The following is a 12,409-nucleotide window of genomic DNA, read 5'->3' on the forward strand; positions in this document are numbered from 1 at the left end:
TCCTTTATCAGGTTTAGATCTGGCCAAAGCGGCCGGAGTTAAAATCGCGTATAGCTTCGGCGATCTCGGTTTTACTGTTCATCACAAACGGGCCGTAGCCCACAATCGGTTCATTCAGCGGCTCACCGGCCATCAGCAGCACTTTGGCATCGCTGCTGGCTTCGAGATGCAGTTTGTCACCGCTCTGACTCAACACGACCAGCTGCGCCTCACCGGCGGGCGTGGTACCGTTCACCGTCACGCTCCCCTCAAGTACAACCAGCGCCGTGCTCCAGCCTTCGGGCTGATTGAGCGTCAGGTGGCTGCCTTGGTGCAGCGCGAGATCCCACACGTTCAGCGGTGAGAAGGTATGCGCCGGGCCGGTGACATCGTCAAAGCGGCCAGCAATCACGCGCAATGTTCCGCTGTTATCCGGCAGGGAGATCACCGGGATATCTGCTTTAGTGATGCTCTGGTAGCCTGGCGTCGCCATTTTGTCCCTGGCGGGCAGGTTGACCCACAGCTGCATCATTTTCAGTTCACCGCCTTTCTGCGAGAACGCGCTGGAGTGGAACTCTTCGTGCAAAATGCCGGCGCCTGCCGTCATCCACTGCACGTCGCCCGGGCCGATTACGCCGCCTCTGCCGGTGGAATCACGGTGCTCCACTTCACCTGAGTAGACGATGGTCACCGTTTCAAAACCACGATGAGGATGCTCGCCCACCCCGCGTTTCGCGCCGTCCGCCGGAAAGGTGTAGGGACCGGCATAGTCCAGCAGCAGGAACGGGCTCAGCGGTTCGCCGTGCGTCTGGTAAGAAAACATTGAACGAACCGGGAAACCGTCACCGACCCAGTGCGGACGAGGGGCGGTATAGACGCCTGTTACGTTTTTCATGATTAACTCCTGATGTTCTGTTGATGTAATTAGCTTATATTCACGGTTAATATCCCGGTAGATAGCGAAAATGACATTCACTGTTCCTTAAATGGAACAATGGAGGCGTATGCAGGATCTCAATGATTTCGTATGGTTTGTGAAGGTGGTGGAGCATGGCGGCTTTGCTGCGGCAGGTCGGGCGCTCGATCAGCCTAAGTCAAAACTAAGCCGTCGGATCGCGCAGCTGGAAGAACGCCTGGGCGTTCGGCTGATACAGCGAACCACGCGGCAGTTTACGGTGACGGAGGTGGGGCAAACGTTCTACCAGCACTGTAAAGCCATGCTGGTTGAGGCCGAAGCGGCGGAGGAGGCGGTGGCGGCTTTACAGGCTGAACCGCGCGGTATGGTCAGGATCACCTGCCCCGTGACCCTGCTGCATGTTCACGTGGGGCCGATGCTGGCGAGATTTATGGCGCGCTATCCGGGGATCAACCTCCAGCTTGAAGCGACCAACCGCCGGGTGGATCTCGTGGCGGAGGGGGTGGACGTGGCGATCCGCGTTCGTCCGCGCCCGTTTGATGACAGCGATCTGGTATTAAGGGTACTGGCGGACAGGGGACACTGTCTGGTTGCCGGGCCGGCACTGCTGGAACGGATGGGCAACCCGACGGCGCCTTCTGAACTCAGCGCATGGCCGGGTTTAAGTATGGGTGCGGGTAAGTATCTGCATAAGTGGGAGTTAAGCGGGCCGGAAGGCGCGAAAGCAGAAGTTCACTTCACGCCGCGCCTGGTGACCACTGACATGCTGGCGCTGCGGGAAGCGGCGATGGCGGGGGTAGGCCTGGTGCAGCTGCCCATTTTGATGGTGAAGGATCAGCTGGCGTCAGGTGAACTTATTCGAGTGCTAAATGCATGGGAACCCAAACGGGAGGTGATCCATGCGGTGTATCCTTCCAGACGAGGTTTGCTGCCGTCGGTCAGGACGCTGGTGGATTTTCTCACCGAAGAGTACGCACGGATGGTGGAGGAGTAAAGTCCCTGTAGGTCGGGTAAGCGAAGCGCCACCCGACACATTCACCGCAGAGGAAGCAAAGTTCGAATCCCCTTGCGGAGAATATAAAAGAAAAAAGCCCGTACTTTCGTACGAGCTCTCATCTTGAATATGGCGGTGAGGGGGGGATTCGAACCCCCGATACGTTGCCGTATACACACTTTCCAGGCGTGCTCCTTCAGCCACTCGGACACCTCACCATATTGTCATCCCGTTGTTGCCGGGACGGGCGCTAATGTAAGGAAAAGCCGTACTGCCGTCAACCCACTTTTTCAATAATTTAGCGCGTTTATACAAACTTCAGGCAACCTGATTCCGAAATGTGCGAAAAGCGCCTCTTTTATCAGCAACGCGGTTCGCTGATAAATTTGTTATGCTGGCAATCCAGTTGAAAATGAAAATAAAACAGCGCAATAAAAGGCAGGAATGACTATGGATATTATCTTCTATCACCCCACTTTTGATACGGCTTACTGGATCAACGCGCTCACGGCGGCACTGCCTGGCGCACGCGTTCGCGAATGGAAGCGGGGCGATAATGAACATGCCGACTACGCGCTGGTCTGGCATCCCCCGGTCGAAATGCTACAGGGGCGCCGTTTGAAGGCGGTGTTTGCCCTTGGTGCGGGGGTAGACTCCATCCTGAGCAAGCTGAAGGCTCACCCTGAAATGCTGCCGGAAACTATTCCCCTGTTCCGACTGGAGGATACCGGTATGGGACAGCAGATGCAGGAATATGCCGTGAGTCAGGTGCTGCACTGGTTCCGCCGCTTCGACGATTATCAGGCCTTTAAGCAGCAATCCCACTGGGAACCGCTCCCGGATTATCAGCGCGAAGATTTCACCATCGGCATCCTCGGGGCGGGCGTCCTGGGCTCGAAAGTTGCAGAAGCGCTCGCCCCGTGGGGCTTCCCGCTGCGCTGCTGGAGCCGCAGCCGTAAGGATTATCCGGGCGTCGAGAGCTTTGCGGGAATGGACGAACTTCCGGCGTTCCTGAAAGAGACACGGGTACTCATTAACCTGTTGCCAAATACCGCGGAAACGGTGGGCATAATCAATGGCGCGCTCCTCAACCAGCTGGCAGACGATAGCTACTTAATGAACCTGGCGCGCGGGGTGCACGTGGTGGAAGACGATCTGCTGAAAGCGCTGGACAGCGGTAAGCTTAAAGGCGCAATGCTCGATGTCTATAGCCGCGAACCGCTGCCGACAGAAAGCCCGCTCTGGGCTCACCCTCGCGTGGCGATGACCCCCCATATTGCGGCCGTAACGCGACCGGCGGAGGCCGTGGCGTACATCTCGCATACCATCAGCGAAATAGAGAAGGGCAACGCGGTGACCGGGCAGGTCGACAGACAGCGAGGCTACTGAGATAAACCCGGCGTTCGCCGGGTTTTTGCTAATATTCGCCGCTGATAACTGCTATCCTTTGGAAAAATCGCAGAGGAGAGAAAGATGTATCCCGTTGACCTGCATATGCACACCGTCGCCAGTACTCACGCTTACAGTAACCTCCATGATTATATCGCTCAGGCGAAGCTGAAAGGCATCAAACTGTTTGCGATCACCGATCACGGCCCGGATATGGCGGATGCGCCGCACTACTGGCATTTTGTGAATATGCGTATCTGGCCACGTCTGGTGGACGGCATCGGGATACTGCGCGGCATCGAAGCGAACATCAAAAACACCGACGGTGAAATTGACTGCACCGGCCCGATGCTGACCTCGTTAGATCTGATCCTCGCCGGTTTCCATGAGCCGGTTTTTGCGCCCCAGGATAAAGAGACCAACACCGCAGCGATGATTGCCACCATCGCCAGCGGCAACGTGCACATTATCAGCCACCCGGGTAACCCTAAATACCCGATTGATATTCAGGCCGTGGCGCAGGCGGCGGCGAAGCACCGCGTGGCGCTGGAGATCAACAACTCTTCGTTCGTGCACTCGCGTAAGGGCAGTGAAGCCAACTGTCGCGACGTGGCGGCTGCCGTGCGTGACGCGGGCGGAATGGTGGCGCTGGGCTCTGATTCTCACACGGCATTTACACTGGGTGATTTCAGCGAATGCCTGAAAATATTGCAGGACGTGAATTTCCCGGAAGAACGCATCCTGAACGTCACGCCGCGTCGTATGCTCGACTTCCTTGAGTCGCGCGGCATGGCGCCGATTGATGAATTTGCCGATCTTTAATGACTAATGGAATAAAAACATGAATGAGTTTTCCATCCTTTGCCGCGTGCTGGGCACTTTATATTACCGCCAGCCGCAGGATCCGCTTCTGGTTCCGCTGTTTACCCTGATCCGTGAAGGTAAGCTGGCGCAGAACTGGCCGCTGGAACAGGATGAGCTGCTGGAACGCTTGCAAAAAAGCTGCGATATGCAGCAGATTTCCACCGATTACAACGCGCTGTTCGTGGGAGAAGAGTGTCGCGTGTCACCGTATCGTTCTGCCTGGCAGGAAGGGGCAACCGAAGCGGAAGTGCGGGCATTTCTCTCAGAACGCGGTATGCCGCTGACGGATATGCCAGCCGATCATATCGGTACGCTGCTGCTGGCGGCCTCCTGGATTGAAGATAATGCTGGTGACGATGAGAACGAGGCGATTGAAACCCTGTTCGAAACGTATCTCCTGCCGTGGGTTGGAACCTTCCTGGGCAAAGTGGAAGCGCACGCAACGTCACCATTCTGGAGAACGCTGGCTCCGCTGACGCGTGACGCTATCGCTGCCATGTGGGATGAGCTGGAAGAAGAGAACGAAGAGTGATTTAGATCACAAAAATCCTGCAACGATACATTTCAACTTGCACGTAATGTGCTTCCGATCTCATTTCCCGGGTGCGCATCTGCTAAGATGCGCACCATGAATATATTACTTTGTATTGCAATCACGACTGGCATCCTTTCCGGCCTTTGGGGTTGGGTGGCGGTGTCGCTCGGTTTGTTGAGCTGGGCCGGTTTCCTTGGCTGCACGGCCTACTTCGCCTGCCCGCAGGGCGGTCTCAAAGGGCTGTTTATTTCAGGCTGCACGTTGCTAAGTGGCGTGGTCTGGGCGCTGGTCATTATGAAAGGCAGCGCGCTGGCACCGCATATGGAAATCCTGGGTTACGTCATGACCGGTATTGTGGCCTTCCTGATGTGCGTTCAGGCAAAACATCTGCTGTTGTCCTTTGTGCCCGGCACGTTCATGGGCGCCTGCGCGACCTTTGCAGGGCAGGGGGACTGGAAGCTGGTGGTTCCTTCACTCATGCTGGGTTTACTGTTTGGCTATGCCATGAAGAACAGCGGCCTCTGGCTGGCAGCCCGACGCGAGAAGAGCCAGAACGTTTCGGCGGTAAGTGAATAAAAAAAGGCGAGACGGAAATCTCGCCTTTTTGTTGCACTGTCGATCAACGTAAAACAGTTCGGCGGCGGCGCGGCAGAAAAATACCCTTCTTATACCCGTTAATCAGCCGATTGATTTAACGCGGATCGGTTTAAATATTCACTCAGGGGATGCGGTAAAAATGATTGTCACCGTTTCTGATGAAAATTCGCTCCATTTATCGCAGCAGTGGAATGCACCGGCCAGTACGCTTTAATCATTCATGAAATCAATCATTTATTAAAGTGGCGGCGCTGCGCAGGTAAGCTATGCTGATATCAAGAACCCGGTAATCGGGTTGCTTGAATTGATACTTCACAGGTCATAACGGAGCGTTTTTACCCCTCATGGACGAATTTCATTGAGGAGTACAAATAATGTTCAAATCCGCAGCGTGTATTATTTCTGGTCTGGGACTGATCCTGTCCTCTTTTTTTTCTCCGGCTTATTCCGCAACCATTGAAAATGGTGGGGTTATTCATTTTCGTGGCGCGGTGGTGGCCGATCCGTGCGAAGTCGCTCCTCAGCATCAGCAGTTTGCGATTTCCTGCCCGGAAAATAACCGCATGAAAACGCATACCATCAGTTATGACGAGGCGCTCCGGGGACATCATCCTCATTCAAACCTGGCCGCTGTCACCATGAAATACCTGAATGAAGAGAAAACGCTCGCGGTTGTTCAGGTGGACTACCGCTAGCAGTCGTATCTTTCACGACGGTTTTTCTCCCTCTCCCTCTGCGATACACTTAAGAAAAGGGCGGGTTGCAGAGGGTGTTTATGAGACCGCAAATCGACGTTATTCATGGCGATATCACGACGGTGCACGTTGACGTGATCGTCAACGCAGCCAATTCCTCCTTGCTGGGCGGAGGGGGAGTGGACGGCGCCATTCACCGGGCCGCAGGCCCACAGCTTCTGGAAGCATGCAAAACCGTGCGCCAGCAGCAGGGAGAGTGCCCCCCGGGGCATGCCGTCATTACGCTGGCGGGGGATCTCCCGGCCAAAGCGGTGATCCATACCGTTGGCCCCGTCTGGCACGGCGGCGACCATCATGAAGCTGAGATTCTGGAGCAGGCGTATCGTAACTGCCTGCGGCTTGCGGCCGATAACGGCTATAAGACCATGGCGTTTCCTGCCATCAGCACGGGGGTTTACGGTTATCCAAAGGAAGCGGCAGCAAATATCGCCGTAAATACCGTTTATCACTACCTTTCCCTTAAGCCCATGCCGGAAAAAGTTATTTTTGTCTGTTTCGATGAGCACACCGCCGACCTCTATCAGCGGATTTTAACCGAGCGCAGCCAGCTATTTTGATGTCTGAGATGCAAAAACGGCGCCCTGATGGCGCCGTTTTGTTATCCCGCTTTAACCTGAGGTTTGCCTGAAAAAAGGAAACGCAAAAGCGGGATCCGCAGGTGGATTTCATACAGCACGATGGCAATGCCAACCACAAAGACCAGACCGGTGAAGAAGCCCAGCGCATTCGAGGCAATATGTGGCGTAATGTATGCCCCGAAAAACAGCGTCAGCGGATGGTGAACCAGGTAGATAAACAGCGAAGCATTAACGAAATAGGTTACGCGGCTGGATTTAAAATTCAGCAGGCGATGGCCCAGCGCGAACACCACGTTCACCATCCACAGGCCCATCAGCATCGTTATCACGCTCTCGGTTTCATACATCCACGCGTCCCCGCTGCCGTAGCGCTGATTGAGAAGATAGGCTGCAAAGGCCAGCGCAGCACCCACTGCACACCAGGGGGAGGGGGTGGTAAACAGCGCTTTAAGCCGCGGATGAATAAACGCCAGCGCGCCAATCAGGAAGAAAGGAATGTAGAACAGCGTCTGCATCACCACGAAATTAAACAGCCCATCGCTCAGAACAGGGGGATAGACAACGAACAGGGTACGCCTGACGGCGGCATACGCAATCCCCAGCGCAAGAAACAGCAGCGACAGCTTGCCCAGAGTGATGTTGGCGAAAAAGGCAGAGGATGTTGAACTTGCGCGCTGGCGCAGCCGGCTGAAGATCAGCAAGCTCACCGTGGTTAACACCACCAGAACCAGCAGGAACCAGAGGTGGGAAATCAGCTCCCAGACCAGGGTGTTGTATTTCTCATAAAGGGAGAGATTCGACCAGGTTTCCGTCTTGCCTTTAACATACTGCAACATAATGAACTGCGGCAGCGTCAGCAGCGGGATGGCCGTCAACATCGGTATGCCCACGCGCTCCATGCGCACTTTCCACCAACGCTTCAGGGGATAGCGCAAAAAGAGCATGTAGGAGAAATATCCAGAAATGACAAAAAACACCTGCATGCGGAAGGCATGAATAAAATCATTAAACAGCGTAAGCCACCAGGAAGGCATCTGACTGTTCACGTGCCAGGTGTGGCTGGAATAAATCAGTGAAATATGAAAAGGGATCCCCAATAGCATGAGCCATGCGCGGATCGAGTCGAGGAAATATTCACGTTGTACAGGGGTTGTGCTCATATAACTTTGCGCATTCTCAGACTTTTCGCCTTATCCCTAAGGCTCATAATGGTTACATTCGGAGCCAACCCTACACCAAGACCGACACCCTGTCTCCAGGATAAGCACGCAAAGTGAAAAGCGGGTTCTTTCATTTGCTTAATCCATGAGCCAGCGAGCTGAACAAAGCAGTGATAATGTTGTCGGATTGCCTGAGTTTCCATTAAAATGGATCGGATCGATATAAGCACACAAAGGGGGAAGTGCTTACTTATTATGAAACATAAACCACAAATGATGAAAATGCGTTGGTTGGGTGTTGCAGTGCTGTTGTCACTGTATACCTCATCTGCACTGGCCTTTAACATCGATGATGTCGCAAAACAGGCAAAATCGATGGCGGGCAAGAGCTATGAAGCGCCAAAAAGTAACCTGCCCTCCGTTTTCCGCGACATGAAATACGCGGACTATCAGCAGATCCAGTTCAATCACGATAAAGCGTACTGGAACAATATTAAAACCCCGTTCAAGCTTGAATTTTACCACCAGGGTATGTACTTCGACACGCCGGTTGCCATCAATGAAGTGACGGCGACCGCGGTACGCAAAATCAAGTACAGCCCGGATTATTTCAATTTTGGCGATGTGCAACACGATAAAGACACGGTGAAAGACCTCGGCTTCGCAGGCTTCAAGGTGCTTTATCCGATTAACAGCAAAGATAAAAACGACGAAATCGTCAGCATGCTTGGCGCCAGCTACTTCCGCGTGATTGGCGCGGGGCAGGTGTACGGGCTTTCTGCGCGCGGTCTGGCGATTGATACCGCGCTGCCATCAGGTGAAGAATTCCCTCGTTTTCGCGAGTTCTGGATCGAACGTCCAAAACCAACCGACAAACGTCTGACAATTTATGCGCTGCTGGACTCCCCTCGTGCGACCGGCGCTTATCGCTTCGTGATCATGCCTGGGCGTGACACGGTGGTTGACGTGCAGTCTAAAGTTTACCTGCGCGATAAAGTGGGCAAGCTGGGCGTTGCGCCGCTGACCAGTATGTTCCTGTTTGGGCCGAATCAGCCGTCTCCGGCAACCAACTTCCGTCCTCAACTGCATGATTCTAATGGCCTCTCCATCCATGCCGGTAACGGCGAGTGGATCTGGCGTCCGCTGAACAACCCGAAACACCTCGCGGTCAGCAGCTTTGCGATGGAAAACCCGCAGGGCTTTGGTCTGCTGCAACGTGGCCGTCAGTTCTCCCGCTTCGAAGATCTGGATGACCGCTACGATCTGCGCCCAAGCGCCTGGGTTACGCCGAAAGGCGACTGGGGTAAAGGCAAGGTTGAGCTGGTTGAAATTCCAACCAACGATGAAACCAACGATAACATCGTGGCGTACTGGACACCGGATCAGCTGCCGGAAGCCGGTAAAGAGATGAACTTCAAGTATGCGATCACCTTTAGCCGTGACGAAGACAAACTGCACGCGCCGGATAACGCGTACGTGATGCAGACGCGTCGTTCGACGGGTGACGTGAAGCAGTCCAACCTGATTCGTCAGCCGGATGGCACGCTGGCGTTTATCGTGGACTTCACCGGGCAGGATATGAAAAAACTGGCGCCGGATACTGCCGTGACGTCACAGGCGAGCATTGGCGATAACGGTGAAATCGTTGAGAACGCCGTGCGCTACAATCCGGTGACCAAAGGGTGGCGTTTGACCCTGCGCGTGAAGGTGAAAGATCCGAAACAGACCACTGAAATGCGCGCCGCGCTGGTCAGTAACGATAAGCCGCTGAGTGAAACCTGGAGCTATCAGCTACCTGCCAATGAATAATACATCTGAATATATTGATGCCATGCCGCTGACGGACATTGAAAAAGCGGCACTCCCTGCGAGCGACATCCGCGCGGTTCACACCGCGCTGGATGGCGAACACCGTCACTTTTCCCGTGATGATGATACGCCGCTGGGGTCAGTGAAGGCACGTCTGGAGCAGGCATGGCCGGACTCGCTGGCTGAAGGGCAGCTGATCAAGGATGACGAAGGGCGTGACCAGCTACAGGCAATGCCGAAGGCCACGCGTTCCTCTATGTTCCCCGACCCGTGGCGCACCAACCCGGTGGGCCGCTTCTGGGATCGCCTGCGTGGGCGTGACGTAACGCCGCGCTATCTGTCACGTCTGACCAAAGAACAGCAGGCGTCCGAGCAGAAATGGCGTACCGTGGGAACGATTCGTCGTTACATTCTGCTGCTGCTGACGCTGGCGCAAACGGTCGTCGCCACCTGGTACATGAAAACCATTCTGCCGTACCAGGGCTGGGCGCTGATTAACCCTGCTGACATGATTGGCCAGGATATCTGGGTCTCCTTCATGCAGCTGCTGCCGTACATTTTACAGAGCGGCATCCTTCTGCTGTTCGCCGTGCTGTTCTGCTGGGTCTCCGCCGGGTTCTGGACCGCGCTGATGGGCTTCCTGCAACTGCTGATGGGACGTGACAAATACAGCATTTCCGCGTCAACGGTCGGGGATGAACCCCTGAATCCCGAGCACCGTACCGCGCTGATCATGCCTATCTGTAACGAAGACGTTGACCGCGTATTCGCAGGGCTGCGTGCAACCTGGGAGTCCGTGAAGGCGACCGGTAACGCGGCGCATTTCGACGTCTACATCCTGAGCGACAGCTACAACCCGGATATCTGCGTGGCAGAGCAAAAAGCCTGGATGGAGCTGATTGCCGAAGTGCAGGGCGAAGGACAGATCTTCTACCGTCGTCGTCGTCGTCGCGTGAAGCGTAAAAGCGGGAACATTGATGACTTCTGTCGTCGTTGGGGTAACCAGTACAGCTATATGGTGGTACTGGATGCAGACTCCGTCATGAGCGGCGATTGCCTGAGCGGTCTGGTGCGTCTGATGGAAGCTAACCCGAACGCGGGTATCATTCAGTCTTCGCCAAAAGCCTCCGGTATGGACACGCTGTATGCGCGCTGCCAGCAGTTTGCGACCCGCGTCTACGGGCCGCTGTTTACCGCCGGTCTGCACTTCTGGCAGCTGGGCGAGTCTCACTACTGGGGCCACAACGCCATTATCCGCGTGAAGCCGTTCATCGAGCATTGTGCGCTGGCGCCGCTGCCGGGTGAAGGGTCATTTGCCGGGTCCATTCTGTCGCATGACTTTGTGGAAGCCGCGCTGATGCGCCGTGCAGGGTGGGGCGTCTGGATTGCCTACGATCTGCCGGGCTCGTATGAAGAGCTGCCGCCGAACCTGCTGGATGAGCTCAAGCGTGACCGCCGCTGGTGTCACGGTAACCTGATGAACTTCCGCCTGTTCCTGGTGAAGGGGATGCACCCTGTTCACCGGGCGGTGTTCCTGACGGGCGTGATGTCCTATCTCTCTGCACCGCTGTGGTTTATGTTCCTCGCGCTCTCGACCGCGTTGCAGGTCGTGCATGCCCTGACGGAGCCGCAGTACTTCCTGCAACCGCGCCAGCTGTTCCCGGTGTGGCCGCAGTGGCGTCCGGAGCTGGCGATTGCGCTGTTCGCGTCGACCATGGTGCTGCTGTTCCTGCCGAAGCTGCTCAGTATCGTTCTGATCTGGTGTAAAGGTTCGAAGGAGTACGGTGGTTTCTGCCGCGTAACCCTTTCACTGCTGCTGGAAGTGCTGTTCTCGGTCCTGCTGGCACCGGTGCGTATGCTGTTTCACACGGTATTCGTGGTGAGCGCGTTCCTGGGATGGGAAGTGGTGTGGAATTCACCGCAGCGTGACGATGACTCCACGCCGTGGAGTGAAGCCTTTATGCGCCACGGCTCTCAGCTGCTGCTGGGGCTGGTGTGGGCCGTCGGGATGGCATGGCTGGATCTGCGTTTCCTGTTCTGGCTTGCGCCAATCGTCTTCTCGCTGATCCTGTCGCCGTTTGTGTCGGTGATCTCCAGCCGTTCGACGGTGGGCCTGCGTACCAAACGCTGGAAGCTGTTCCTGATCCCGGAAGAGTATTCTCCGCCGCAGGTGCTGGTGGATACCGATACCTACCTGGAGCAGAACCGCAAACGCACGCTGGATGATGGCTTTATGCACGCCGTGTTCAACCCGTCATTCAACGCCCTGGCAACCGCAATGGCGACCGCGCGTCACCGCGCCAGCCAGGTGCTGGAGATCGCCCGCGATCGCCACGTTGAGCAGGCGCTGAACGAGACGCCAGAAAAGCTTAACCGCGATCGTCGTCTGGTGCTGCTGAGCGATCCGGTGACGATGGCAAGGCTTCACTACCGCGTGTGGTCCGCGCCGGAGAGATATTCTTCGTGGGTGAACTACTATAAAGACGTGAAGCTGAACCCGCTGGCGCTGAAGGCGAAATAAGTTGTTAAGTAGGGCGGTAAGCGAAGTGCCTCCCGCCAAATAAAATACCGGCTTAATCGCCGGTATTTTTTTAGAGGTTACTCATGAGAATATTCATTGTCGTGATGATGGCATGCCTGCTCAGCGGCTGCGGCAGCATTATCAGCCGCACCATCCCCGGACAGGGCCACGGAAATCAGTACTATCCCGGCGTACAGTGGGATGTGCGCGATTCCGCGTGGCGCTATCTCACCGTGCTCGATCTGCCGTTTTCGCTGATTTTCGATACGCTATTGCTGCCCATCGATGCCAGCCACGGCCCGTACGAGTAGC

Annotated in this window: 12 protein-coding genes, 1 tRNA gene and 1 pseudogene; 11 read left to right on the forward strand and 3 right to left on the reverse strand. The window is 55.6% G+C overall.

The genetic code is table 11. The annotated features are described in order from the left end of the window. Positions 1-13 precede the first annotated feature (13 nt). The gene (locus INF58_RS13360) at positions 14-874 is read right to left on the reverse strand and encodes a pirin family protein (RefSeq protein ID WP_193527861.1); all 861 of its coding nucleotides are present in this window, start codon (positions 872-874) and stop codon (positions 14-16) included. Positions 875-983: 109 nt separating this feature from the next. On the opposite strand from INF58_RS13360, the gene INF58_RS13365 reads away from it, so the two are divergent. Next, positions 984-1,889 carry a LysR family transcriptional regulator gene (locus INF58_RS13365; protein ID WP_193527862.1) on the forward strand — a complete coding sequence of 302 codons (906 nt, stop codon included), beginning with the start codon at positions 984-986 and terminating at the stop codon, positions 1,887-1,889. A 130-nt stretch (positions 1,890-2,019) separates the two neighbouring features. Here the strand turns inward: INF58_RS13365 and INF58_RS13370 are convergent. Beyond that, positions 2,020-2,107 (reverse strand) — tRNA-Ser (locus INF58_RS13370). Positions 2,108-2,339: 232 nt separating this feature from the next. Here INF58_RS13370 and ghrA point away from each other — a divergent pair. The 7 genes and pseudogenes from ghrA to ymdB all read left to right on the forward strand — a co-directional run bounded on the left by ghrA (position 2,340) and on the right by ymdB (position 6,586). Then, positions 2,340-3,278, forward strand: a complete 939-nt coding sequence (gene ghrA, locus INF58_RS13375) for a glyoxylate/hydroxypyruvate reductase GhrA (RefSeq protein WP_193032945.1) — start codon at positions 2,340-2,342, stop codon at positions 3,276-3,278. A gap of 84 nt (positions 3,279-3,362) precedes the next feature. Continuing rightward, a complete protein-coding gene (locus INF58_RS13380; RefSeq protein WP_193035338.1) occupies positions 3,363-4,100 on the forward strand; it encodes a phosphatase in 738 nt (245 codons plus the stop codon). A gap of 19 nt (positions 4,101-4,119) precedes the next feature. Continuing rightward, complete coding sequence (locus INF58_RS13385; RefSeq protein WP_063449098.1) at positions 4,120-4,674, forward strand: molecular chaperone; 555 nt, start codon at positions 4,120-4,122, stop codon at positions 4,672-4,674. Between the two features lie 96 nt (positions 4,675-4,770). Beyond that, positions 4,771-5,253, forward strand: a complete 483-nt coding sequence (locus tag INF58_RS13390; protein ID WP_074177697.1) for a DUF1097 domain-containing protein — start codon at positions 4,771-4,773, stop codon at positions 5,251-5,253. Positions 5,254-5,323: 70 nt separating this feature from the next. Further along, positions 5,324-5,488: pseudogene (locus INF58_RS13395) on the forward strand (curli assembly protein CsgC); the annotation flags it as partial. 160 nt (positions 5,489-5,648) lie between these two features. Then, the gene (locus INF58_RS13400) at positions 5,649-5,969 is read left to right on the forward strand and encodes a type 1 fimbrial protein (protein WP_063449096.1); all 321 of its coding nucleotides are present in this window, start codon (positions 5,649-5,651) and stop codon (positions 5,967-5,969) included. Positions 5,970-6,049: 80 nt separating this feature from the next. Continuing rightward, on the forward strand, positions 6,050-6,586 hold the full coding sequence (gene ymdB / locus INF58_RS13405) for an O-acetyl-ADP-ribose deacetylase (protein ID WP_107535098.1): 537 nt from the start codon (positions 6,050-6,052) through the stop codon (positions 6,584-6,586). Between the two features lie 41 nt (positions 6,587-6,627). On the opposite strand, the gene mdoC is transcribed toward ymdB, so the two are convergent. Then, the gene (gene mdoC, locus INF58_RS13410; RefSeq protein ID WP_193527863.1) at positions 6,628-7,767 is read right to left on the reverse strand and encodes a glucans biosynthesis protein MdoC; all 1,140 of its coding nucleotides are present in this window, start codon (positions 7,765-7,767) and stop codon (positions 6,628-6,630) included. Positions 7,768-8,022: 255 nt separating this feature from the next. Between mdoC and mdoG the strand changes: the two genes are divergently transcribed. The 3 genes from mdoG to INF58_RS13425 all read left to right on the forward strand — a co-directional run bounded on the left by mdoG (position 8,023) and on the right by INF58_RS13425 (position 12,408). Next, entirely contained in the window at positions 8,023-9,576 is a 1,554-nt protein-coding gene (gene mdoG, locus INF58_RS13415; RefSeq protein WP_063866342.1) for a glucans biosynthesis protein MdoG, read from the forward strand. After that, positions 9,569-12,097, forward strand: coding sequence for a glucans biosynthesis glucosyltransferase MdoH (mdoH, locus tag INF58_RS13420; protein WP_063449092.1), 2,529 nt, complete (start codon positions 9,569-9,571; stop codon positions 12,095-12,097). Before mdoG ends, mdoH begins: the two co-directional genes overlap by 8 nt. A gap of 83 nt (positions 12,098-12,180) precedes the next feature. Continuing rightward, complete coding sequence (locus INF58_RS13425) at positions 12,181-12,408, forward strand: YceK/YidQ family lipoprotein (protein ID WP_063866343.1); 228 nt, start codon at positions 12,181-12,183, stop codon at positions 12,406-12,408. The last annotated feature ends 1 nt before the right edge of the window (position 12,409 follow it).

This window comes from Enterobacter cloacae complex sp. P24RS, from assembly GCF_014982165.1.
Lineage (GTDB): Bacteria > Pseudomonadota > Gammaproteobacteria > Enterobacterales > Enterobacteriaceae > Enterobacter > Enterobacter quasihormaechei.